This window comes from Nocardia macrotermitis (assembly GCF_009604405.1).
GTDB classification, from domain to species: Bacteria; Actinomycetota; Actinomycetes; order Mycobacteriales; family Mycobacteriaceae; genus Nocardia; species Nocardia macrotermitis.
In genome coordinates, this window is sequence record NZ_WEGK01000003.1 from 202,965 (window position 1) to 226,791 (window position 23,827).

The 23,827-nt window shown below is 68.4% G+C and carries 22 protein-coding genes; 10 read left to right on the top strand and 12 right to left on the bottom strand.

What is annotated here, in order from left to right; translation table 11 throughout:
- Nucleotides 1–646 precede the first annotated feature (646 nt).
- Complete coding sequence (locus tag NRB20_RS08125) at nucleotides 647–1,102, bottom strand: hypothetical protein (protein WP_153409140.1); 456 nt, start codon at nucleotides 1,100–1,102, stop codon at nucleotides 647–649.
- Nucleotides 1,103–1,666: 564 nt separating this feature from the next.
- On the opposite strand from NRB20_RS08125, the gene NRB20_RS08130 reads away from it, so the two are divergent.
- Complete coding sequence (locus tag NRB20_RS08130) at nucleotides 1,667–2,482, top strand: ABC transporter permease (RefSeq protein ID WP_153409142.1); 816 nt, start codon at nucleotides 1,667–1,669, stop codon at nucleotides 2,480–2,482.
- Entirely contained in the window at nucleotides 2,479–3,291 is an 813-nt protein-coding gene (locus tag NRB20_RS08135) for an ABC transporter permease (RefSeq protein WP_153409144.1), read from the top strand. The genes NRB20_RS08130 and NRB20_RS08135 overlap by 4 nt, the downstream gene beginning before the upstream one ends.
- Before the next feature lie 13 nt (nucleotides 3,292–3,304).
- Here the strand turns inward: NRB20_RS08135 and NRB20_RS08140 are convergent, their stop codons facing one another.
- Entirely contained in the window at nucleotides 3,305–4,168 is an 864-nt protein-coding gene (locus NRB20_RS08140; RefSeq protein ID WP_153409146.1) for a helix-turn-helix domain-containing protein, read from the bottom strand.
- Between the two features lie 596 nt (nucleotides 4,169–4,764).
- Between NRB20_RS08140 and NRB20_RS08145 the strand changes: the two genes are divergently transcribed.
- Nucleotides 4,765–5,208, top strand: a complete 444-nt coding sequence (locus NRB20_RS08145) for a DUF4254 domain-containing protein (protein ID WP_153409148.1) — start codon at nucleotides 4,765–4,767, stop codon at nucleotides 5,206–5,208.
- 29 nt (nucleotides 5,209–5,237) lie between these two features.
- Here NRB20_RS08145 and NRB20_RS08150 read toward each other — a convergent pair whose 3' ends face one another.
- From NRB20_RS08150 to NRB20_RS08175, 6 genes are all read right to left on the bottom strand, one after another.
- Nucleotides 5,238–6,035 carry an ABC transporter permease gene (locus NRB20_RS08150; protein ID WP_153409150.1) on the bottom strand — a complete coding sequence of 266 codons (798 nt, stop codon included), beginning with the start codon at nucleotides 6,033–6,035 and terminating at the stop codon, nucleotides 5,238–5,240.
- Nucleotides 6,036–6,037: 2 nt separating this feature from the next.
- Complete coding sequence (locus NRB20_RS08155) at nucleotides 6,038–6,928, bottom strand: 2-aminoethylphosphonate ABC transporter permease subunit (protein ID WP_153409152.1); 891 nt, start codon at nucleotides 6,926–6,928, stop codon at nucleotides 6,038–6,040.
- Between the two features lie 427 nt (nucleotides 6,929–7,355).
- The gene (locus NRB20_RS08160) at nucleotides 7,356–8,528 is read right to left on the bottom strand and encodes an ABC transporter ATP-binding protein (protein ID WP_153409154.1); all 1,173 of its coding nucleotides are present in this window, start codon (nucleotides 8,526–8,528) and stop codon (nucleotides 7,356–7,358) included.
- A 23-nt stretch (nucleotides 8,529–8,551) separates the two neighbouring features.
- Nucleotides 8,552–9,598, bottom strand: coding sequence for a 2-aminoethylphosphonate ABC transporter substrate-binding protein (locus tag NRB20_RS08165; RefSeq protein ID WP_319944700.1), 1,047 nt, complete (start codon nucleotides 9,596–9,598; stop codon nucleotides 8,552–8,554).
- Between the two features lie 49 nt (nucleotides 9,599–9,647).
- Complete coding sequence (locus tag NRB20_RS08170; RefSeq protein ID WP_153409157.1) at nucleotides 9,648–10,331, bottom strand: phosphonatase-like hydrolase; 684 nt, start codon at nucleotides 10,329–10,331, stop codon at nucleotides 9,648–9,650.
- A gap of 37 nt (nucleotides 10,332–10,368) precedes the next feature.
- Nucleotides 10,369–11,484, bottom strand: a complete 1,116-nt coding sequence (locus NRB20_RS08175; RefSeq protein WP_153409158.1) for a TIGR03364 family FAD-dependent oxidoreductase — start codon at nucleotides 11,482–11,484, stop codon at nucleotides 10,369–10,371.
- Between the two features lie 266 nt (nucleotides 11,485–11,750).
- Between NRB20_RS08175 and NRB20_RS08180 the strand changes: the two genes are divergently transcribed.
- Complete coding sequence (locus tag NRB20_RS08180) at nucleotides 11,751–12,440, top strand: GntR family transcriptional regulator (RefSeq protein ID WP_153409799.1); 690 nt, start codon at nucleotides 11,751–11,753, stop codon at nucleotides 12,438–12,440.
- Between the two features lie 7 nt (nucleotides 12,441–12,447).
- On the opposite strand, the gene NRB20_RS08185 is transcribed toward NRB20_RS08180, so the two are convergent.
- Nucleotides 12,448–13,455, bottom strand: coding sequence for an LLM class flavin-dependent oxidoreductase (locus NRB20_RS08185; protein ID WP_153409160.1), 1,008 nt, complete (start codon nucleotides 13,453–13,455; stop codon nucleotides 12,448–12,450).
- Between the two features lie 123 nt (nucleotides 13,456–13,578).
- Between NRB20_RS08185 and map the strand changes: the two genes are divergently transcribed.
- The 3 genes from map (at nucleotide 13,579) to NRB20_RS08200 (ending at nucleotide 17,011) form a co-directional block, all read left to right on the top strand.
- Nucleotides 13,579–14,442 carry a type I methionyl aminopeptidase gene (gene map, locus NRB20_RS08190; protein WP_153409162.1) on the top strand — a complete coding sequence of 288 codons (864 nt, stop codon included), beginning with the start codon at nucleotides 13,579–13,581 and terminating at the stop codon, nucleotides 14,440–14,442.
- A gap of 321 nt (nucleotides 14,443–14,763) precedes the next feature.
- Nucleotides 14,764–16,299 carry a cobyric acid synthase gene (locus NRB20_RS08195; protein ID WP_319944617.1) on the top strand — a complete coding sequence of 512 codons (1,536 nt, stop codon included), beginning with the start codon at nucleotides 14,764–14,766 and terminating at the stop codon, nucleotides 16,297–16,299.
- Between the two features lie 148 nt (nucleotides 16,300–16,447).
- Complete coding sequence (locus NRB20_RS08200; protein ID WP_153409164.1) at nucleotides 16,448–17,011, top strand: alpha/beta hydrolase; 564 nt, start codon at nucleotides 16,448–16,450, stop codon at nucleotides 17,009–17,011.
- A gap of 18 nt (nucleotides 17,012–17,029) precedes the next feature.
- Here the strand turns inward: NRB20_RS08200 and NRB20_RS08205 are convergent, their stop codons facing one another.
- On the bottom strand, nucleotides 17,030–18,055 hold the full coding sequence (locus tag NRB20_RS08205) for an alpha/beta hydrolase (protein ID WP_319944618.1): 1,026 nt from the start codon (nucleotides 18,053–18,055) through the stop codon (nucleotides 17,030–17,032).
- Between the two features lie 232 nt (nucleotides 18,056–18,287).
- On the opposite strand from NRB20_RS08205, the gene mqo reads away from it, so the two are divergent.
- On the top strand, nucleotides 18,288–19,799 hold the full coding sequence (gene mqo, locus NRB20_RS08210; RefSeq protein WP_319944619.1) for a malate dehydrogenase (quinone): 1,512 nt from the start codon (nucleotides 18,288–18,290) through the stop codon (nucleotides 19,797–19,799).
- Between the two features lie 21 nt (nucleotides 19,800–19,820).
- Complete coding sequence (locus tag NRB20_RS08215; RefSeq protein WP_153409169.1) at nucleotides 19,821–20,270, top strand: GNAT family N-acetyltransferase; 450 nt, start codon at nucleotides 19,821–19,823, stop codon at nucleotides 20,268–20,270.
- A gap of 53 nt (nucleotides 20,271–20,323) precedes the next feature.
- On the opposite strand, the gene NRB20_RS08220 is transcribed toward NRB20_RS08215, so the two are convergent.
- Nucleotides 20,324–21,064, bottom strand: a complete 741-nt coding sequence (locus NRB20_RS08220; protein WP_319944620.1) for an EI24 domain-containing protein — start codon at nucleotides 21,062–21,064, stop codon at nucleotides 20,324–20,326.
- 143 nt (nucleotides 21,065–21,207) lie between these two features.
- Nucleotides 21,208–21,657 (bottom strand): type II toxin-antitoxin system VapB family antitoxin, encoded by a 450-nt coding sequence (locus tag NRB20_RS39520; RefSeq protein ID WP_406603801.1) that lies wholly within the window; start codon nucleotides 21,655–21,657, stop codon nucleotides 21,208–21,210.
- Nucleotides 21,658–21,778: 121 nt separating this feature from the next.
- On the opposite strand from NRB20_RS39520, the gene NRB20_RS08230 reads away from it, so the two are divergent.
- On the top strand, nucleotides 21,779–23,749 hold the full coding sequence (locus NRB20_RS08230; protein ID WP_319944621.1) for a magnesium chelatase subunit D family protein: 1,971 nt from the start codon (nucleotides 21,779–21,781) through the stop codon (nucleotides 23,747–23,749).
- Nucleotides 23,750–23,827: the final 78 nt, after the last annotated feature.

The window sequence follows — 23,827 nt, forward strand, 5'->3', positions numbered from 1 at the left end:
GGTTGCCAGCGCATTGATCAGCGGGCTGCGAGTAGGTGCGAGACGGTGTTGGTCGATGGTCGGGCGCGAGATGGCGTTGGTCGATGGTCGGGCGTGGGTGCGAGATGGTGTTGGTCGATGGTCGGGCGCGAGATGGCGTTGGTCGATGGTCGGGCGTGGGTGCGAGATGGTGTTGGTCGATGGTCGGGCGCGAGATGGCGTTGGTCGACGGTCGGGCGCGGGCGCAGAACTGCGGTGGGCAGTGGTCGTCGCGGGCTGCCCTCGGTGAGGATGTGGAGGTGCGGTGAGGGAGATCGGCGAGCGCGGAGGCAGCGATTGCCGGTGGTTCGTCAGCCTGCGGGGGAATGAGTATGGATGTGGCGGTGTCGGTGCGCAACCGGCTGGTGTGGGGGCGTGATTGTCGATCGGGTGGGGCCGCACGCGGGCGGCGATGGGGACGGTCGGACGCAGGCGCGGATGCGGCCGGTTGGGGCGGGTACGAATGCGGCTGGGCGGGGGGTGACGTGCCGGATCGGAACACTCGGTTCGTGGCGGCGCTCGGTGCCGGTGAGCAGTGCTTTCGAAGCCCCTCGGATCAAGGGCAGGGGCGTCCGGAGCCGAGTGATGTGCTCGCGGGCGTTGGCTGGTGGCGGTGGGCTGGCGCGGGTCAGTGGGGCCGGGCTGTGGTGGCGCGTTCGGTGGGGGTGAGGGGTGCGTCCGAGCCGGTGAGGTAGCGGACCAGGGTGGCGCGGTCGTCGAGTACGAGCCAGGTGATGTCCGGGGAGAGGGTGGGGCGGGCGGCTTTCGTGGTGACGCCGAGGTGGGCGCGGCCGCGGGTGTCGGTGCAGACCGCGGGGGTCGCGGTCGCGCCGACCTTGGCGATGGCCCAGCGGGTGACCGCGCGTTCGAGGGAGGGGAGACCGGCCGTGACGATCCAGCTGCCCGGGCCCGCACCCTCCTCGACGAGCATCCGGGCCAGGCGGTTGGACCAGCGGTCCAGCTCACGCGGGTCGGGCGCGTCGGGGCCCGTGACGGCCGGGCGGCGACGTGGCGCGGTGGGGTGGGTGTGCTGGGCCCGGGCGGGAACACGGGTATCGCAGGACGGCATGATCGGCTTCGACATCGTCATCTCCTTCAGGGCTGAGCACCCCCGCATTCGCGGTACCTCAACTCTGTCCTCCCACAACACAATTCGGCAGCGACCCCAGTGCTGCGTGTGCGCCCCGCAGGGTGCGGGGATCTCCACCCTGGGTGAGGGCGTCGAGGCGGTGTGAGACCGACATGTCGTGATCCGGGGTGTGGGAGTTCGCAGGATCGGGGCTGGCGAGCGGGTGGTTGTGGGAGTTCGCGGGATCGGGGCGGGCGAGCGGGTGGTTGTGGGAGTTCGCGGGATCGGGGCGGGTGAGCGGGTCGTTGTGGCTGCTCTGGTGATTGCGGTGGATGGGGGCCGATGGTGGTGTGGGGTGAGTCGCGTCGGTGGGGCCTGACGTGGGAATGCGTGCGTGTCGTCGTGGATGTCGGGCGGGGGTGAACCGGCGGTGGGGTGAGGACGTGGTTCGGGGGTGGTGCGGTGGCGGGAATGCGGGGTCGGCGGGGTGTTCGGCGCGAAAGTGGCTGGTACGGGGGTTTTCTCTGGTGTGATGGGGGGATCGTCCGGGTGGTTCGAGTCGGAACGAGGTGCGGTGTGATGCAGGCTTATGTCGCGGTTGTGGGGGGCGGCGAGGTGGTGGTTGCGCCGTCCACGGTTCGGCAGTGGTGGGTGCTGACGCTGCGGATGGTGCGTGCCTCGGTGCGTAACGGGGAGTTGGTGACGGCGTTGCTGGCGCCGAGCGTGTTCACGCTGGGGTTCTATGTGCCGCTGAATCGGGTGATGTCGCTGGGGCACGGGGTCGGGAGTTACTCGCAGTTCCTGCTGCCGATGATCGTGATGCAGGCGGTGTCGTTCTGCGCGGGGGCGGCGGCGTTGCGGGCGGCGACCGACGCGCGGGACGGGCTGGACGAGCGGTTCGCCTCGATGCCGATGTCCGTGGTCACGCCGCTGGTCGCGCGGACGACGGCCACGCTGTACCGCATCCTCGTCGCGGTATCGGCGGCGATCGTGTGCGGATATGTGATCGGCGCTCGGTTCCGCGGAACCGTCTGGCACACAATCGGATTCGTGATATTCGCGGCGCTGGTCGGACTGCTGCTGGGCCTGCTGGGCGATCTGCTGGGCGCGCTGTCGCGCAGTCCGGAGGCGACCACGCAGGCGCTGGTGCTGCCGCAGCTGATCCTGGGCATGGTGTCCACCGGATTCGCCCCGGCCGAACAGTTTCCGGACTGGATCCGGGGATTCGCGCGGGATCAACCGGTGTCCGGATTCGTGAATGTGATGCGGGCGTTGAGCGGGGATCCGGGGCCGGTGAGCTGGGCGATACTCGGGCCCGGATTGCTGTGGCTGCTGGCGGGGCTGGTGCTGTTCGGCGTCGCCTCGGCCGTGGTCGCGGGACGGCGGCACCGATGACGACCGCCGCCGAACTACCCCTGGTCACCGGCCATACCGAGCGCTGGGCGAATCTCCTGCCGCAGACGCTGGTGCAAACGCGTCGGCTGCTGGTGCGATGGCGTCGGGATCCGGTGACGATGGTGCAGTCGCTGGGCTTCCCGGCGCTGCTGCTGATCATGCTCAATACCGTGCTGGGACACCAGATCACGGCGTTCTCCAACGCGAACGCACTCTACGGTTCGGTGCCGATGGTGACGTTGGTGGGCGTGATGTCCGGTTCGCTCGCGGGTGCGATCACGCTGGGCCGGGAGCGTGATGTGGGTCTGCTGGCCCGGTTGTGGGTGTTGCCGGTGCATCGCGCCTCGGGTCTGCTGGCGCGCATCCTGGCCGAGGCGGTGCGGATCGTGGTCTGCACGCTCGTGCTGTTCGCGGTGGGTGTCGCGCTGGGATTCCGTTTCCACCAAGGGATTCCGGCGGCGATCGCACTGGTCGGCGTGCCCGTGCTGTACGGGCTGGGGTTCGCGACGCTGGTCACCACCGCGGCCGTGTTCACCGTCAGATCCGGTCTGGTGGAGGCGATTTCGCTCGGCTCCTCGCTGCTGATGTTCTTCTCCACCGGATTCGTGCCACTGGCGGCCTATCCGGCGTGGGCCGCACCCGTGGTGGCACATCAGCCGATGTCGTACGCCATCGAGGCGATGCGCGGGTTGTCACTGGGAGGTCCGGTCCGGGGGCCGCTACTGGCGACCGTGGCGTGGTCGGTGGGCGCGATCGTGGTGTTCGCGATACCGGCCGTCATCGGTTACAACCGGGCCAGCAGGAACTGAAACTCGATGCCGCTCAACGTAATTGAGCGGCAGCCTCGGCAACCAGCGCGGCCGAGTCCCGCGGGCTCAACGCCATCGCGCGCAACTGGTCGAACATCACCCCGAAGCGGCGAATCTCGTTGTGCCCCTCCACGATATCGTCACCGGCGATCCCCTCGACATAGACCAGTTCCGGATCGCCGGGCTCGGGGAAGTCCAGCACCACGAACGAGCCGACCATGGCCGGATGCGCACCGGCGTCGAAGGGCAGCACCTGCAGGATCACATTGCGCTTACTGGTGTATTCGCTGAGCCGTTCCAGCTGTTCGCGCATCACGTCCCGCCCGCCGACGACGCGCCGGATCGCGGCCTCGTCCAGCACCACCCACAGCTCGAGCGGATTGCCCTCCCGCGCAAGCACCTTGCCGCGTTCGACCCGGGCGCGCAGCCGCTGTTCGATCACCGACGCCTCGACCTTGGGCATCGCGGTGTCCAGGATCGCCCAGGCGTATCGCTCGGTCTGCAACAGGCCCGGAATGAACGAGGTCTGGAACAGTCGCGCCGAGAGCGCCTCGGTCTCGAAGTTGATGTAGGCGGCGTACACCTCGGACACCGCCGCCTCGAACGGGCGCGACATGCCGGGTTTGAGGGCCTCCGACAGCAGTTGCAGCGCGTCGTCGTGACGTTCCTCCGCGACGCCGTACAGCTTCAGCATCGTCATCAGCGTGCGTTTCTGCGGCCTGGCCTGCGCGGTTTCGATCCGGTACAGCGTGGTGACGTTGATGCCGGTCTCCTTGCTGACCTCCTCCTTGCTGATCCCGGCTTCCTCCCGCATCTGTTGCAGCAGTACCGCCAGCCGCCTGAGCTGGACCGTCAGCACAGTGCGCTTACCTGCCATCGCGCCCTCTCCCGTGTGCGCTCGACGGAATGCGGTCGTGCGTTCCGTGCGTGGATGTGTTTGTGCCAGAGCCTATTCGCCCGGTGTGCGGTTCGGGGCCGAACCCCGTGCATCGGCGGGTTCGCGCGGCTGGGCGACGCCGCGGACACGCCGACCGTGACCGGGAATTCGGCCGTCCGACCGCAGTGATCGTCCGGCAATTTCCGACGTCTTTTCAGCATACTTTCGGCGAATCCGGGGCGGGGTGCGGATTATTTCGGGCGGAATCGAGTCCGGACGGTGATCGGATACCGGCGTCGCGTGATCCGTACCGGACGGTCTCGGGATGACGTGTCCAGTAAACGATCGGAAACCGGGCGGCCGGTGTGCTTCCGTGCCGGAAAGCCGGTGTGGCTCAGTGGATCCTTGCCCAGGTAGAAGGTAACGGAGGTTGACCGAACCGATGCGGATGCAATCTTGCGTTCTTGCATTTGTGCGTGCATGATTCGGGTTAGCCTAGAGCTGTTCCACCGATCCGATGACGGGTACAACTCAATCCGGAGACCAATTATGTTGGTGCAAATATTGGTGCAGTCCCGAGCTTTCGGGGTGTGGCAATGACAATGTCGATAGCTGGTGTGCTGCCGACCGCGCCGCAATTGTTATGCGCGTTCCAGGGGCGACGGTACGACGACCAGGTGCTCCTGCGTTCGGCGCGGGCGCTGGCCGAGATGCACGCGCGTCGCGCCCGGTTGCACGACCCCGTCGTGGCGGCCGAGATCGACTGTCGGCGCGGCGAACTCGTGGGGGATATCAACGGCTGGGTCGAGCGCGCGATGCCGCAGCACCGCAACGGCGCCTCCCTGCACACCGAGAGCCTGGGCGCGGTGATCGACCGCATGGCCCGCAGCTGGGTCGACGCCAATCAGGCCATCGACCGCGAGGGCGCCCGCAGCGATACGACCCACAAACACTGGTATCACCTGGCCGAACTCGTGGACGGGTACACCGATCTGGTCGTCGATGTCGCGGGTGGGCGTCGCCGGTTACCTGAGCAGTAGCCCTCGCTCGACGCGGTGACGAGAGCAGTTCAACGCAACGCCGCGCGACCGCGCACCCGCCCCAGAATCAGCAGGACCACGAGCGTCACCGCCACCAGCAGTGTGGTTCCCGCCGCCGCGTCGAACACGTGGCCGCGATCCGTATCGGCGAAGATGCTGATCGGCAACGTCTTCCAGGTGGCCGGATACACCATCACGGTCGCCCCCAGCTCGCCCATGGACAGTGCGATCGCCAGACCGGCGGCCGCGCCCAGCGCGGGCAGCAGCAGTGGCAGGGTGATCCGGGTCAGCACGCGCACCGGACTCGCGCCGAGCGATTCGGCGGCCTGCCGGAAACTCGGATCCAGCCGATCCAGCGCCGCGGACACCGCGCTGAACGCGTAGGCCAGCACGAGTACCGAATGTGCCACGATCACAATCCATTTCGTACCGCCCAGCAGGATCGGCCGCTGGTTGAACGCGATCAGCACGCCGAGCCCGATCGCCACCGAGGGCACCGCGACCGGCAGATGGAACACCGCGTCGGTCAGCCGCCGCCACCAGGCCGGCGACTCGCGCGCGGCCAGCGCGGCCCAGGTGCCCAGCACCAGCGAGATCGCGCCCGCCAGCAGGGCGGTCTGCAAACTCACCGACAGGCTCGCGGCCTGCTCGCCGGACAGTTCGTGCCGGAAATTGCCGAATCCGAGCTCCGAGGGCAGCGCGCCGGTCCAGCGTCCCGCCAGCGCCGCGGCCACCACCGTGGCGATGGGTGCGGCGAACACGATCAGCACCACCACCGCGAAGGCCGTGAGCACCAGCGCGCGGCCGCGTCGGGTCCACACCAGCATGATCAGCCCTCCTGGGTCGTGCGGGAGACGGTGAACCGCGCGAAGATCAGGCGGTAGGCGATGTACAGCGCCAGGGACAGGGCTACCTGCACCGTGGCCAGCACCGCCGCGCCGGGCAGGTCGAAGGTGACGATGCCGCGGGTGTAGATCAGCGCGGGCAGGGTGATCACGCCCTTGGCCCCGGTGAACAGCACGATGCCGAATTCGTTGAGCGTCAACAGGAGTACGAGACTGCCGCCCGCGGCCAGCGCGGGCCACGCCTCGGGGAGGACGACGCGGCGCAGCACCCGCCACGGTGAGGCGCCCAGGCTCGCGGCCACGTCCAACTGCTCGCGCGGGAGTTGCGCGAACGCGGCCAGCAGCGGCCGGACCACGAACGGCGTGAAGTAGGTGATCTCGGCCAGTACGACGCCGGTCGGCGTGGCCAGGAAATTCAGTGCGGGGGAGTGGTTTCCGGTGAACCGGGCGATCAGCGCGTCGAGCGCGCCCGCGGTGCCGTACAGGAACGTGAACGCCAGCGTGATCAGGAACGACGGCAACGTCAGCACCGTATCGATGAGCCGCCCCACCGCCCCCGACCCGGGAAACGGCACGAACGCGAGCACCACCGCGACGAACGAGCCCAGCACCAGACACCCGGCCGTCGAACAGACCGCGATGGACACCGTGCGCCACAACGCATTCCGGAACGACTCGGACCCCAGCACCTGGGACCACGCCCCGGATTTCGCGGTCGACTCGGTCAACACCCGCACCACCGGATACACCGCGAACAACAACACCACCAGCAACGGCGGCGCGGACCACGCGATCGGCCGCCAGTTCCGCTGCGTCGCAGCCGATCCGGAAGCCTCCGGCGCGACCGCGGGCTCCACCACCAACGAGGAACTCATCCCCTCCACTCCCTTCCGTCGCATGTCGTACGGCTGTGTGCCCGGTCCCCCTCACGGACCGGGCACACGACCGCCGCCCCTGCCGATGAATGTCTTTGCATCCGGACACTCCAGTGGCGTGAGTGTGGCCCGTACCGGCGCTCGAATCTCGATCCGGGCGTAGCCGAAAGATGCTGTCGTGTCACCGCCACTCTCGTAAGCGCAGCCGATGGTCCGGTCGAGTTATGCTGTGTTGCAATAACTTCAGGAATGATGGTCCGCACCTGCGGCGACCGTGTCCCGAGCGCTCGCTCAGGGGGACATGGGGGCATGCTGAGCGACTGTGTCGCAGGTCGTCCGGTGGCGTGTCCGATCGCATTCGAGTGCAGGTCGTGCGGTGCGCTGTGATTCGCGCCGGTTTCGTTGCGGCGGAGGGGCTCCCGGCGGCTCATGCGGGTGTGCCCGGGGTGGAGCCGACGGCGGTGGGGATGAGGACGCCGGAGGGGTCGGGGAGGCGGACGCCGATGATTGCGCCGTCGGCGATGTCCAGGGGGCCGGGGACGTCGGCGGTGAGGTCGAGGGGGAGGCCGTTGACGTCGAGTTGGAGTCTGGTGGTCGCGCCGCGCCAGACTCTGGAGACGATGGTGGCCAGGACGGCGTCGCGCTCGTTGGTGGAGCAGGTCTGGACGGTGTGCGGGCGCACGCACAGCAGGCCCTCGTCGTCCGGTTTCCAATCCAGTTGGCCGACACCGGGTTTCGGGGCCTGGGCGCGCAGGGTGCGGTCGCCGCACTGGACCAGGGCGGTGTCGCCCGCGATATGTTTCACGGTGCAGGGCAACAGATTCGCGCCGCCCAGGAAGGCCGCGGTGAAACTGCTCGGCGGGCGGCGCCAGAGATTCTCGGCGGTGTCCACGTCGACCAGCCGGGCCTCGCGCATCACCGCGATCCGGTCGGCGAGCGCCAGCGCCTCGGACTGATCGTGCGTGACATACAGCATCGCGGTGTCCGGCAGGGCTTTTCGCAACTGCTGGAGTTCGGCGAGCATGGTCTGGCGCAACTGCGCGTCCAGGGCCGCGAGCGGCTCGTCCAGCAGCAGCACCGCGGGGCGGATCGCGAGGGCGCGGGCGATCGCGACCCGCTGCTGCTGCCCGCCGGACAGCTCGCGCGGCAGCCGCTGGGCGTAGTCGGCCATGCCGACCATCTCCAGCGCCTCCCGGACCCGATCGCCGATCTCCTTGCGCGGCACGCGATGTGAGCGCAGCCCGAAGGCGACGTTCTCGAAGACCCTCATGTGCGGGAACAGCGCGTAGGACTGGACGACGACGCCGATACCGCGTTTGGCGGGCGACAGATCGGTCACATCGCGCCCGGCCAGCCGGACCGAGCCCGAGGTGGGCCGCACGAATCCGGCCAGCGCCTTGAGCGCGGTGGATTTGCCGGACCCGCTGGGCCCCAGGAGCGCGACCGTCTCACCGGCGGCCACCCGCAGGGTGAATTCGGCCAGGGCGGTCGTGGCCCGGCGGCCGCGACCGTAACTGACCCCGACCCGATCGAAGACGATCGCGGGCTCGGTGGAGATTCCGGTGGCGGCGTCGGTGCCGGTGGTCGCCGGTGCGAACATGCTGCGCTCCTGGGGGTTTCGGGCTAGCTGCCGGTGGCCTTCTGATACGCGGCGACATCACTGTCGAGATCGTCCAGGACCTTGTTCCAGTCCGGCGTCACCACGGTGACATCCTTCAGATACGAAGCGGGAGAAGGCGTTCCCGAGGGGGCGTCCTTCAGGTCGGTGCGCGCCGAGACGGCCATCGCGTCGGGGCCGAGGGTCTTCTGCACGTCGGCCGAGAGCAGGAAGGTCATCAGCTTCGCGGCCGCGTCGTGATGCGGTGCGCTCTTGGCCATGCCCATGACGTACGGCAGGGCGACCGTGCTGCGCTTACCGTCGGCGGTGGCGGGATAGAACAGGTTGAACTTGGCGCCGCTGTTCTTGATCTCGGCGAGGTTCATCTGGATATCGCCGTTGGCGACCAGCAGTTCGCCCTTGTCGACCTTGGTCTGCAACTTGCCGGTCGAGGAGGACGGACCCACGTTGTTGGCCTGCAACTTGCCCAGGTAGTCCAGTGCGCCCTGTTTGCCGTAGAGCTGTTGCAGCAGAACGAGAACCGCGGTGCCGTCACCGGCCTGGCCCGGCGTCGAGTACTGCAATTTGCCCTTGTATTCGGGCTTGCGCAGATCGTCCCAGGTGAGGCCGTCGGTGTGCACGGACGGGTTGGCGATGAAGGTCAGGTAGTTGCCCGCCAGGGTGACGTACTTACCGCCGGGATCCTTGTCGGCGGCGGCGATCGCGCTGGTGTCGACGCCGCTGGCCTGCAACAGATTCTGCTTGGCGGCCTTCTGGATGAACGGCGGCAGCGTCACCACGAGATCGGCCTGCGGGTTGGACTGCTCCTTGTCGACGCGGTTCACCACCTCACCGGATCCGGCCTCCACGTAGTTCACCGAAATGCCGGTCTGCTTGGTGAATTCGGCGAATTCGGGCTTGTACCAATCGGCCATGCCGTCGGCGGAGTACACGGTGACGGTCTTGCCGTCGGTCGTACTCGTACCGGTGCCGCCGCAGGCCGCGACGGACAGGACCAGGGTCGCGGCGGATCCCGCGATCAACGCGGCGCGTGCGAGGCGGGAGATCGAAATACGCACGGTGACTGCAACTTTCGTTCAGAGCGGAAGGTCGGTTAGAGGGTCAGGAGTGTTCGGCCAACAGCAGGTCGGTGAATTCGACCACCGAGGGCACGATGTGGGTGGCTCCGGCTTCGCGCAGCCGGTCTTCGGGGTGCGCGCCGGTGAGGGCGCCCGCCACGACGCGGGCGCCCGCGGCCAGGCCGGTCTCGATATCGCTGGCCGTATCACCCAGTACCGCAACGCGATCCACCGCGTCCGCGCCCAGGCGCAACAGGGCGGTGAGCACCATGTCCGGGTAGGGGCGGCCGCGTCCGGCCTCGGCCGGGCACAGGGTCAGGTCGGCGATCTCGTGCCAGCCCAGCGCGTCGAGCAGGCGATCCTGGGTGCCGCGACTGAAACCGGTGGTCAGCGCGACCTTGATCCCGGCCGCACGCAGTCGCGTGATCGCCTGTGCCGCACCGGGAATCGGCGTCGCCTCGGCGGCGAACTCGTCATAGGCGGCCTCGAAGGCGCGATTGGCCCGCTGGGCGCGGTCCTCGTCGTGCAGGAGTGCGCGGAACACGGTGATCTTGGACTGGCCCATGGTGCGCACCACGTAATCTGTGGCCGCGTCGCGTTCGGGGCCCTGCGCGGGGATGCCCGCGGCGCTGGCCGCGACGTCGAAGGCGCGCAGCACCAGGCCGCCGTCGGCGACGGTGGTGCCGGCCATGTCCAGGACGGCCAGTTCGATTCGTTTGTCGGACAAGGTATTTCCTTTCCTGTATGCGAGACCGTGGTGACCGTCAGAGGTTCAGCAGGTCGGCGGTTTCCTCGCCGATGGCCGGGCCCAGGGTCATGCCGCGCCCGCCCGGACCGGTGACGACCCAGACGTTGTCGGCGGCCTGGGCGCGGGTGACGATGGCGTTCGGGTCGATGCTCTGGCTGTAGACACCGGCCCAGCGCCGCACGATCGGGGGCAGGCGGCGGCCGAGTAGTTCCTCGGTCACCGCGGTGAGGTGTTCGTAGGGGGCCTCGTCGACGTCGAAGCCGAACGGCTCGTCGTATTCGTGGGTGTCGCCGATGGTCAGGCCGCCGTGCAGGCGCTGCACGCACAGCAGTTGCATGCGGTGCTGCGCGGCCGTGAAGGTCTGGGCCTCTTCGAGTTTCAGCCGTTCCAGGGCGTCGCCCGCGAAACCGGGGTAGTAGCGGAAGCTGTCGCCGTCGGCGATGGCGGTGGTGAGCGGTTCGCCCAGCGGCGCGGTCTGCATCATCTGGAGGCGGACGCGTCGAACGGGTATGTCGCCCACCAGTTCTCGGGTCAGGCCCGCATGCGCCGCACCTGGGCAGACCAGGACGAGATCGGCCTCGAAGCGGCGACCGTGATCGTCCACCACGACGCCGCCGCCGATCGCGCGGGCCTCGGCGCCGGCGTGGAAGGCGTAGCGGTCGGTGCGCTGCATGAACGCGCGCAGGGCGGGCATGGCCTGGCGCGACTCCACCGCCGCGTCGGTCGAACAGTGCAGTCCGGCAAGGAATTTGCCGCGCAGCGCCGGATTGACCTCGCGCACGCGGCCCGGATCGAGCAGTTCGAATCCGCGCTCGTCGGCGCTCGGCCCGGCCGCGGCGGCCTCGGCGACGGCCAGTTCGGCGGCGGTGCGCACCAGCGTGATCGAGCCCGCGGGGCGGAAGCCGACCCCGGCCACCCGGCCGCCGATCTCCTCCCAGAGCTGGCGCGAACGCAGCGTCAACGCCAATTCGCCTGCGCTGCGGCCCGATACCCAGACCAGGCCGAAGTTGCGGACCGTCGCGCCGCGCGCCTCGGCCTCGCGTTCGAGCTGGACGACCGTATGTCCGCGCCCGATCGCGGTCAGGGCATGCGCGGTGCCGAGGATGCCGCCGCCGATGATGACCAATCGCATGCTCAAATGATGCGCAATGGTCTAGACCGTAGGGTGTTTCCTGTGCCAACACTGGGTTAACAATTGGTATAGACCAATTGCGGTATGCTGTAGGGGTGAATGCGAGTGATTGCGCCGCACGCAGGGGCGGTGTGCGCGGTGAGAACCGGATTACCGAGAATTGTGCCGTGACCGATCTCGCGAGTGACGCACGGGCGCTGCCCGTCGCGCGGACCGCAGCATCGACGACCCCGGAAATCCCCGGCGCCCGCGCCGATTTCGTGCCCATGTCCAAGGCGTACCGGGTGCGGACCGAAATCGAGGCGATCCTGGACCGGCTGGGCGAGGGGGATCCGGTTCCGCCCGAACGGGAACTGGCCGCGCGGTTCGAGGTCGCGCGCGAGACCGTCCGGCAGGCGCTGCGAGAACTACTGGTGCAGGGCAGGATTCGCCGTCAGGGGCGCGGGACGGTAGTGTCCCGCCCGAAGATGGTGCAGCCCCTGTCGCTGCGCTCGTACACCGAGGGCGCGATCGGCCTGGGGCGTCGCCCCGGCCGCCTGCTGGTCGGCTGGGACGATGTGCCCGCCGACCCGGAAACCGCTGCCGCACTGGACATCCCACCTGGCGACACGGTCATGCACCTCGAACGCGTACTGCTGGCCGACGACGAGAAGGTCGGGCTGGAGAGCACCTACCTCACCCCCGCCCGCTTCGGCGGCCTCCGCGCCACCTACGACCCCACCACCTCGCTCTACGCGGCCATCCGAGCTTCGGGTGTCACCTTCGGCTCGGCCGTCGAACGCATCGAGACCGTGCTGGCCTCCCCCCGCGAAGCGGCCCTGCTCGAATGCACCACCGCCCTGCCGATGATCCTGCTGCACCGCCGCACGGTCGACGCCGACGGTGCTCCTATCGAACGCGTCCGCTCGCTCTATCGCGGTGATCGCATGGCCTTCGAAACGCATCTGCGGGAATGACATTCGCTCAGCGGACCTGTGGGGCCACCTTCTCGCCGAGTAGGTCGATGGTGTGCAGGACCTTGTCGTGGGGCAGGGTGCCGACGCTCGGGTGCAGCATGAAGCGGCTCAGGCCGAGGGTGTCTCGAACTTCGGCGATCTTCTCCGCGACGCGGTCGGGGGTGCCGACGAAGAGTGATCCGGCGGGGGAGCGCAGGGCTTCGAACTGGTCGGGAGTCATTGCGCCCCAGCCCCGTTCGCGGCCCAGTCCGCTTATCGCCGCGGCGTAGGGGGCGTAGAAGTCGGCCACGGCCTGTTCGTCGGTGTCGGCGAGGTAGCCGTGGGCGTGCACCGCGATCGGTTGGGGATCGTGGCCGCCCTGTTCGAGGGCACGGTGGTACAGGTCGACCAGGGGGCGGAAGCGGGCGGGCTGGCCGCCGATGATGGCGATGGCCAGGGGGAGGCCGAGCAGACCGGCGCGCGCCACCGATTCGGGGCTGCCGCCGACCGCGATCCAGACCGGGAGCGGGCGGTCGGTGCGGGGGTGGACCACGGTGTCGTGCAGCGCCGGGCGGAAACGTCCGGACCAGGTCACCGGGTCGTCGGCGCGCAGGCGCAGCAGCAGGCCGAGCTTCTCGTCGAAGAGGTCGTCGTAGTCGGAGAGGTCCAAGCCGAAGAGTGGGAAGGACTCGGTGAAGGAGCCGCGCCCGGCCATCAGTTCGGCGCGGCCGTCCGAGAGCAGGTCGAGGGTGGCGAATTCCTGGTACAGGCGTACCGGATCGGCCGAGCTCAGCACGCTCACCGCGCTGGTCAGCTGGATCCGTTCGGTGCGTCCGGCGATGGTCGCCAGCACGACCGCGGGTGCGGACGCCGCGAAGTCCGCGCGGTGGTGTTCGCCGACGCCGTACACGTCCAGACCGGCGCGTTCGGCGGCGACGGCCTCCTCGACGACGTGGCGCAACCGTTCGCCCGCGCTCGGTGCGGGGCGATCGCCGACCGCGTGCCGTTCGGCGAAGGTCGTCAGTCCCAGTTCCATTGTTCTTCCTCCCGTACTGCCGATGTCGACAGCCTAAACGGACCGTGGTCCGGATAAATTCCGCCGGGGTCGGGGTGGTGGAGTAGCGAGATTCCTGTCGGTGGGTGCGGATACTCTTGTCGCATGGCAGTCCGCACTCGCAAGCCGCTCGTTCCCGGCGTTCAGTCCCCGATCCGTGAGGTCCCGAAGTCGATCGCGCGTCCGGAGTACGCGTGGAAGAAGACGGTCAACGAGGGCAGCGAGCCCTGGGTGCAGACGCCCGAGACGATCGAGAAGATGCGTCTCGCCAGCAAGATCGCCGCGCAGGCGTTGCAGGAGGCGGGCAAGGCCGTCGCCCCCGGCGTGCTCACCGACGATCTGGACCGCATCGCGCACGAGTACATGTGCGATCACGGCGCGTACCCGTCCACGCTGGGCTACAAGGGATTTCCGAAATCCTGCTGCACCTCGCTGAACGAGGTGATCTGCCACGGCATTCCGGACTCCACGCTCATCGAGGACGGCGACATCGTCAACATCGATGTCACGGCCTACATCGACGGCGTGCACGGCGACACCAACGCGACCTTCCTCGCCGGTGACGTCGACGAGGAGGTGCGGCTGCTGGTCGAGCGCACCCACGAGGCGACCATGCGGGCGATCAAGGCGGTGCGGCCGGGCCGGGCGCTGAACGTCATCGGGCGCGTCATCGAGTCCTACGCCAACCGTTTCGGCTACGGCGTCGTGCGCGATTTCACCGGCCACGGCGTCGGCCCCACCTTCCACAGCGGCCTGGTCATCCTGCACTACGACCAGCCCGCCATCGAATCGGTCATCGAACCCGGCATGACCTTCACCATCGAGCCCATGATCAACCTCGGCGGCATCGACTACGAGATCTGGAACGACGGCTGGACCGTCGTCACCAAGGACCGCAAGTGGACCGCCCAGTTCGAACACACCCTCGTCGTCACCGACACCGGCGCGGAAATCCTCACCCTCCCGTGAACGCGAGTGCCTCTCGCGGCTCGCTGTGCTGGGGCGACGGATGAGCGCGGTGTGCTGCGACTCTTCGGCCGTTCACGAGTGTGACTGTGCCATACGGATGTTCAGCGCGGGGCAGATGCGGGTTGCCGCAGCGATCGGCCGCGGGTGGCAGTGTTGCGTGGGTGCGGGCGGATGGCCGACTGAAGTGGCGGTCTCGGGGCATGTGAGTGTGCGTTTGCGGGAGATACCCGCGGTTCGCGGTGCGATACCACGGTTGGCGGTCGGTCAGAGCATGCGGTCGGCGGATGTGCCGGGACGCTCTCGTCGAGGTTCGGTGGTGGGGTGAACGGGGCGTTGCTGGTCGCCGGGACAACCTCGGACGCAGGGAAAAGTGTTGTGGTGGCAGGGATGTGTCGGATGTTGGCGCGGCGGGGGGTGCGGGTGGCGCCGTTCAAGGCGCAGAACATGTCGAACAATTCGGTGGTGGCGCTCGATGGCGGGGAGATCGGGCGGGCGCAGGCGTTGCAGGCGCGGGCGTGCGGGTTGGAGCCGAGTGTGCGGTTCAATCCGGTGCTGCTGAAGCCGGGGAGTGACCGGCGGTCGCAACTGGTGGTGCGGGGGCGGGCGGTGGACACCGTGGGGGCGCGGGACTATTTCCGGCGCCGGCGCGAACTGCGCGCGGTGGTGGCCGACGAATTGGCCGCGCTGCGGGCCGAATTCGATGTGGTGATCTGCGAGGGGGCCGGATCGCCCGCCGAAATCAATCTGCGGGCAACGGATCTGGCGAATATGGGGTTGGCGCGGGCGGCGGAACTGCCGGTCGTCCTGGTCGGCGATATCGATCGCGGGGGTGTGCTCGCGCATCTGTTCGGGACCGTCGCGATTCTGGAACCCGAAGATCAGCAACTGATCTGCGGATTCATCGTCAACAAGTTCCGCGGCGATGTCCAGTTGCTGCGGCCGGGCCTGGACACGCTCACCGAACTCACCGGACGTCCCACGCTCGGCGTGCTGCCCTTCGCCGAAGATCTCTGGATCGATGCGGAGGATTCCCTCGGCACCGTCGCCGACGCCCCGGTCGGCCGCCCGCGCCCACCGCTCGGGACCGAATGGCTCACCGTCGCGGCGATCCGGCTGCCGCGCATCTCCAACTCCACCGACGTCGAGGCGCTGGCCTGCGAACCCGGCGTCTCGGTGCGCTGGGCGGGCGACCCGTCCCGGCTGGCCGACGCCGACCTGGTGGTGCTGCCGGGCAGCAAATCCACCGTGAGCGATCTGGAATGGTTGCGCCGCACCGGAATCGCCGACGCCCTGTGCGCGCGGGCCGCCGCCGGACGGCCGATCCTGGGCATCTGCGGCGGCTATCAGATGCTGGCCCGCCGCATCCTGGACGATGTCGAATCGAGCGCGGGCGAGGTCGCCGGGCTGGGCCTGCTGGATCTGGACATCGAATTCACCGAGCCGAAGGTGTTGCGCCACACCACCGGTCGCGCCGCCGACACCCGAATCCCGTTGCGCGGTTACGAAATCCACTACGGCCGCGCCCGCCGCACCGGCGACCCGGCCTGGCTCGAACTCGACGACGGCCGTACCGAAGGCAGCGCGCGCGGCGCGATCCGCGGCACCCACCTGCACGGCCTGATGGAATCCGACGAGTTCCGCCGATCGTGGTTGCGCGAGGTCGCCGCACAGGCCGGACGATCAGGATTCGTTGTCGCCGAAGATGTTTCGGCCGTCGCCGAACGCGAAGCCCAACTCGACCTGCTCGCCGACCTGATCGAAGAACATCTCGACACCGGTGAGTTGGAACGTCTGATGACAACCGGCGCCCCCACCGGTCTGCCCATACTCACCGCTACGCGAAGTCGGGATAGCTGACCGCGCCGTGTGAGAACCGCCTCCTGACCGGCCGGGAGTGGTCCACGCAACGTTCGGGTGACAGTGCGTGGCCGAGCTCGCGACGGCCTCGGTGACGTGGCCAGTGACACCGGGTTTCCCGGTGTTCGGCCGTGTAGCGTGGGGCGGCATGGAAACACGGCGGATCGCGGTCGGTGACCGTGCCTGGACCGTTCGAATCGATGGCTCACAGTTCCGGCACGCGGTTGTGCTGCTGCCCGACGCGGGCGCACCGGCCGACGTCTACGACGCGGTGTGCGCCAGGCTGAACACCTCGGATCTGCGCACGATCGTGCTGGAATCGATCGAGGGACTCGACACCGCGACGATCTACGCGATCCTGGACGACCTCGGCGTCCCGTGGGCCAACCTCGCCGGATACGGCGCGGGCGCGGATCTGGCCTGGCAGCTCGCCGCGCGCGGTTTCGGCCGGTTCATGGGTCTGGTCGCCGCGGGGCGTGGACATCCGGCCGCCCCCGGCGCGGACGATACCGTCGCCGACGCCGGATGCCCGGCCGTGGAGATTCCCACCACCGTCGTCGCGACCAAGGAACTGCCGCGTGCGATCGCCGAATCCGCGGCCCGCCACGTCTACGGGGAATTCCGCGTCACCCAGGTCGACGTGACCGATCCGCCCGTCGAAGCCGCTCAGGAATTCGCGACCGAGATCGTGCTGCGCAGCGGCCAGTGGTGAGTGACAGACCGTAACTACTCAGGCGCGCTGGTCCGCCAGCCAGCGCAGCCAGGAATCCAATTCGATGAACGCCCGCTGCCGCACCGCCTCGGCGGACAGGAAAACGTCGTGGCGGGCACCCTCGATCGGCACGATATTGGTGCGTTCGCCCAGGCAGCCGGACCAGCGCTGGATCTGGCGCACATCCAGCACGGTGTCCGCGACATCGGCCGCGGGTCCGTACTCGCGCATGAACTTGGTCATCTTCGACCGCAGAATCAATGCCGGAACGCCGACGTCCAGACCGCGCTGCAACTGGGCATGCCCCCGCCGGATCGCCCGCAACCAGCCGAAATGCACCGGATATCCGCTCAGCGGCTTCCAGTCCAGGTCGTAATCCCATTCCCCGGCCGCGCTGTGATGCAGGCTGTCGCCGTAGGTGGTGACCTTCTGCCCGGGCAGTGTGGCCATCGCGCGCAGGCGGCCCAGCCCGCCGATCACGGTGTCGCCGATGATGGTCCGGTAGTAGGCCGGACCCTGGAGGTCGAACCAGGGGCTGTTCAACACCAGCCCGCTGATCCCTTGTGCGGCAACACCTTCCGAGCGCTGGAGACGATCCAGCCACAGCGGCGTCACCAGCCCGCCGGTGGAGTGACCCATCACCAGCACCGGCAGATCCGTCTCGGTGCGCACGATGCGCAGCGACTCGTTCAACTCCGCGTCGTACAGCGCCAGATCGGTCACGTAGTGCGGCGTCTGCCCCGGACGTTGCGACCGCCCGCACTTGCGCAGATCCAGCGCGAAGAACCGATATCCCTGCGCGGCCATGTGCTCGGCCAGATGCCGCTGGAAGAAATAGTCCGTGAAGCCGTGCACGTACAGCACCGCGGCGGTGGTCTCGACCGCCGCGGTCGTCGGCAGATAACGGACCAGGGTCGCCTCGACGGTGCCCTCGCCGTCCGGGTCGGTGCCCAGCGGGATCCGGTGCTGTTCGTATCCCTCGCCCAGGATGTCGGGCTGCCAGGAGTCCGTCAGCGGCCGGGTCAGCGGCGTTTCGTTCGTCACAGCCCCTACGATATTCGACCCGCTCAGCGACGTCGCGGCGCAGGTGCGCCGCTCGCGGCGGGTGTGGCGGTTTCGGAAACGGGCATGCCGAGGGGCAGAATCAGGTTGAAGTGAACGACGGGTAACCTCGAACCCGCCGTATTCGCCGGAATTCCGGTGACGCACAACACAATGCCCAGGTTGGTCCGCCCGGGGCGCGACCGCGCACAAGGACAAGGAAGTCGAAGTACCCGTGCCGAACGCAGCGATGACTGAAAAGACCGATGTAGTCCTCATCGGTGCCGGCATCATGAGTGCCACCCTGGGCGCACTGCTCCGCCAGTTGCAGCCCGACTGGTCGATCACGATGTTCGAGCGCCTGGATGCCGCAGCCCCCGAGAGCAGCGATCCCTGGAACAACGCCGGTACCGGGCATTCCGCGTTGTGCGAGCTCAACTACACCCCCCGCACCGCCGACGGCGTCGACGTGTCCAAGGCCGTCGACATCAACGAGCGGTTCCAGGTCTCGCGGCAGTTCTGGTCCTACGCGGTGGAGAACGGTGTGCTGGACACGCCGTCCGAATTCATCAACCCGATTCCGCACGTCAGCTTCACGCACGGCGCGGACGGCGTGGAGTACCTGCGCAAGCGTTACGAGGCGCTGGCCCGGCACCCGCTGTTCGAGGGGATGGAGTTCATCGACTCGTCCGACGAGTTCGCGCGGCGGCTGCCGCTGATGGCCAAGGGCCGCGATTTCTCCGATTCGGTGGCATTGAACTGGAGTGCCAAGGGCACCGACATCAACTTCGGCGCACTCACCAAGCAGCTGCTGGCCTACCTGGGGCGTTCGGGTGTGGACACCGCGTTCGGCACCGAGGTGCGGAACCTGTCCAAGCAGTCCGACGGCAGCTGGGATGTCAAGGTGCGCAACACCCGTACCGGTTCGACCCGGACGGTGAACGCGAAATTCGTCTTCGTCGGCGCGGGCGGTTACGCGCTGCCGCTGTTGCAGAAGGCCGGTATCCGCGAGATCGCGGGCTTCGCCGGATTCCCGGTCAGCGGTCAGTTCCTGCGCTGCACCGATCCCGAGCTGGTGACCCGGCACGAGGCCAAGGTATACGGCATGGCCGCGGTCGGTGCGCCGCCGATGTCGGTGCCGCACTTGGACACTCGCGTCATCGACGGTAAGCGCGGACTGCTGTTCGGCCCGTACGCGGGCTGGACGCCGAAGTTCCTGAAGGACGGCAAGTACGTCGACCTGTTCAAGTCGATCCGCCCCGGCAACCTGACGCCGATGCTGGGCGTCGGCGTGACCGAGCTGGGTCTGGTGAAGTACCTGGTCAGCGAGCTGCTCAAGTCGCCCGCGGGCAAGGTCAACGCGATGGAGGAGTTCATCCCGCGCGCCGACGGGCACGACTGGGAGTTGATCACCGCCGGTCAGCGTGTGCAGATCATTCGCCGCAAGGGTGTGGGCGGGGTGCTCGAGCTGGGTACCGCGGTCATCAACGCCGAGGACGGGTCCATCGCGGGTCTGCTCGGCGCCTCGCCGGGTGCGTCGACCTGTGTGAGCGCGATGCTGGACGTGTTGCAGCGCTGCTTCCCGCGCGAGTACGCGGACTGGACGCCGCAGCTCAAGGCCATGGTTCCGTCGCTGGGCGTGAAGCTCTCGGAGAACCAGGCGCTGTACCATGAGGTGTGGGACTGGTCGAACAAGGCGCTCGGCCTGACCGCGAACACTCCGGAGGTAGAACTCGCGCAGCGCTGAGCGATGTGATAGCAAGGCGCGATGATGTCAACGGTTTCTCTCAAAAGGTCATGGGCCGCGGATCTGGACACCGCGACCCTGTACAAGCTGTTGAAGCTCCGCGTCCAAGTCTTCGTCGTCGAACAGAAATGCGCCTATCCGGAACTGGACGGATTGGATCTGCTGCCCGAGACCCGGCACCTGTGGCTCGACGACGAGGGTGAGGCGATCAGCACGCTGCGTCTGCTCGAGGAGCACGAGAACGGGGTGAAGTCGTTCCGCATCGGTCGGCTGTGCACCACGCCGGCGGCTCGTGGGCACGGGTACACCACCCGGTTGTTGCAAGCCGCGCTCGCCGAAACCGGTTCGGCCACAGTGCGTCTCAACGCGCAGACCTATCTGATCGATATGTACACCAAGCACGGTTTCGTCACCGACGGCGAGGAGTGCATCGAGGACGGTATTCCGCACATTCCGATGCGGCGCGGTTAGGTCGCGGGTCCCGCAGCCCGGAAGTGGTTGCGGGACCGCCTGTTTCGGATGTGCTAGGCGATCGGCTCGTGGCGCACCGCGCGGGTGAGCAGGGTCGCTCCCGCCACCGCGCCCGGCATCAGCAGGATCGCGACGAACGGCACCAGGAACACCACCGCGAGCGGAATTCCGAAGCCCCACACCAGCATTCGGCGTGAGCGCAGCAACTTCAACTGCTCGCGCAGGGCGATACCGCGACGTTGCATGGCGACACCGGTGAGTTCCTGGACCAGGAAGAATCCGGTGACGCCGATACCCACCACGGGCACCACCGTCTGCCCCACGACGGGGATGAATCCGGCCGCGAACAGCACCACCGCCCACACCAGGGCCCGCAGCACCAACGCGATGCCGTCCTTGATCGACTGCCACGTCGACAACTCCGGCCCCGGCGGCATCTCACCCGGGGACTGATCGCGATCCACGTGTTCGGCCAGCGCCTCGTAGAACGGCTGGCCCAGCGCCAATGTCAGCGCGGTGAACGTGATCACGGCCAGGAACAGGCACAGGACCAGCAGCAACACGTCCAGGAAGCCGCGCAGCACCCCAGGCCACGGCGAGGCCCAATGGTCCGCGAACGGCGTCGCCCATGCGACCACGTCCCCCACGAACCACGCCACCACGACGATCGCGACCACATACAACACCAACGCGATCACCCCCGGCACCAGCGCATACCCGAACCGCCGCCGATGCGTGGCCACCCACCGCTGCCCACGCAACAAATACCCGAACCCCACCGCCAGATCCCGCACGCGCGCAGTCTATTCGGTCGGGTGTGAAAACGCTTGCGGGGTGAGTGGTTTCGTGGCCGGTGGGACTGTCGCGCCGCACCTGAGCCTGCAGGATCGGCGGCCGTACCGAGACCACCGAACGTGCCCCGGAGCCGAAATCGCGCTCACTCAGGCACGCTGCCACCCCGCACCCGAGAACTACTCGCACGACGCAAAGCCCCCGGCAACCGCCGCATGGAGGCATTACGAGTACTCGAGCGCCGAATCTCGGACGCCGTCTTCCACGCCATGGCCAACGACCACCTGGCCTCGACAGCTCGACAGAGGAGCGAGCGACCCTCCCGAGTACTCGTTTTCGTGGCCGGTCCGGACGTTCGGGCGGCGATCGACGTGCGGTGTCGCCGTGTTCCGGAGGTGTGGGGCGGGGGCGTCCTGGTCGGTGATCTCGTCGGCGGTGCGGTTGTCGGCGATCGGCAGACCTGTGCGCCGCCGGTCTGTGCGAGCAGGCGTTCGTGCAGGGCGAGCAGGACGGCGTCGGACGGGGTTTCGCCGGTTGTGGCTGCGAGTTGGTGTGCGAGGCGGTCCGTTACTCGGGAACCGATCGTGAGCGCGATGTCTGGAGCGAAGCGGGAGAGTTCGTGCCTGGATGCGGTGGTTGCGAAGAGTTGTGTGGGTGGGGGTGGTCACAGCGAGGGCGGGGGTCGGCGGGTTGGGGGTGCGCAATAGAGTTGGGGCGTGTCCGAGTCCGTTGTCGATGTCGCCGTCAGTTCCGTGTCCGCCTCGGGGGAGGCCGGGTTTCCGTTTTCGGCGGTGGTGGGGCAGGAGCGGTTGCAGCTGGCGTTGATTCTCTGTGCGGTGCATCCCGGGATCGGGGGTGTGCTGGTGCGCGGGGAGAAGGGGACGGCGAAGTCGACCGTGGTGCGGGCGTTGGCGCAGCTGTTGCCGCCGGTGGCCGACGAGCGGGGCGGGGAGCGGGCGGCGCGGCTGGTGGAGTTGCCGGTGGGGGCGACCGAGGACCGGGTGGTCGGGTCGCTGGATCTGCAACGGGTGCTGCGGGACGGGGAGCAGGCGTTTCGGCCCGGGTTGCTGGCGGCGGCGCATCACGGCGTGCTCTATGTGGACGAGGTCAATCTGCTGCACGACCATCTGGTCGATGTGCTGCTGGACGCGGCGGCCATGGGGCGGGTGCATATCGAGCGGGACGGGGTGTCGCATTCGCATCCGGCACGGTTCGTGCTGGTCGGGACGATGAATCCGGAGGAGGGGGAGTTGCGGCCGCAGTTGCTGGACCGGTTCGGGTTGACCGTCGACGTGGCCGCCTCCCGCGATGTGGATGTGCGGATGGCCGTCGTGCGTCGCCGGTTGGATTACGAGGCCGATCCGAACGCGTTCGCCGACCGGTACGCCGAGGCGGATCGTGAGATCGCCGACCGGATTCTCATCGCTCGCGAACTGGTCGGCGAGGTCGAGTTGGACGATGTGGAGCTGCGGCGGATCGCCGCGCTGTGCGCCAGTTTCGATGTGGACGGTATGCGGGCGGATCTGGTCGTCGCGCGCACCGCGACGGCGCATGCGGCGTGGCGTGGAAGTCGTTGCGTGACAGCTGATGACGTGCGGATCGCCGCGGAACTCGCACTGCCGCACCGGCGTCGGCGCGATCCGTTCGACGAGCCCGGTATCAGCGAGGAGCAGCTCGAGGAGGCGATGCGGCAGGCTGCCGAGGAGGCCGGGCGGGCCGAATCGAACTCGGACGAATCCTCCGGTCCCGCAGGCGAATCGGAGGACTCGCAACCCGATGATCCGACACCCGGGCAGGACGGTTCGGAGCATCCCGACGACGATCCGGACGGCGGACCCGGCGGCGGCGCCCCCGAGGGACGGACCGGTACTCCGGCGAATTCTGTTGCGCGACCGCCTCGTTGGGAGGTGCAGGGGGTCGGTGAGGGTGCGCCGGGACGACGTTCCCGGGCCAGCACCCGGCACGGGCGCGTCGTGCGGGCCGTGCCCGATGCCGCCGCCGGACTGCATCTGCTCGGTACGGTCTTCGCCGCCGCGCCACACCAGCGGGCTCGCGGCCGGTTCACCGGACCGCTCGCGCTCGCGGCGGAGGATCTGCGCGGCGCGTATCGCGAAGGGCGCGAAGGCAATCTGGTGATCTTCGTGGTCGACACCTCGGGTTCGATGGCCGCGCGCGATCGGCTCTCGGCGGTGACCGGCGCGATCGTGGCGCTGCTGCGCGATGCCTATCAGCGGCGGGACAAGGTCGCGGTGATCACCATGCGCGGTAGCGAGGCCGAGTTGGTGCTGCCGCCGACGTCCTCGGTGGATATCGCGGTGCGGCGGCTGGCGGGGTTGCGCACCGGGGGTAAGACGCCGCTGGCGCACGGTCTGGTCGAGGCGCGTGCGGTGATTCGGCGTGAGCGCGTTCGGGATCCACAGCGGCGTGCGATGGTCGTGCTGCTCACCGACGGCCGTGCCACCGGCGGCACGGATCCGGTCCCGCGTGCGCGCGCTGCCGCCCGTGTGCTGGCCGGTGACGGCGTGACCGGTGTCGTGGTCGATTGCGAGCACGGCAAGATCCGCTTGGGCCTGGCCGCCGAACTCGCCCGTGACCTGCGTGCCACCTACATTCGCCTGGCCGAGATCACCGGCGATTCCGTTGCGGGCGTTGTGCGTTCGCAGGTTTCGGGCGTTCGCGCGGCGTAGATCGGGACACGGCTACCGCCTTCACTCCGGCATGCGCCGGATATCGCGGAGAAGGCCCGGGGATAACGCGGAGAAGAC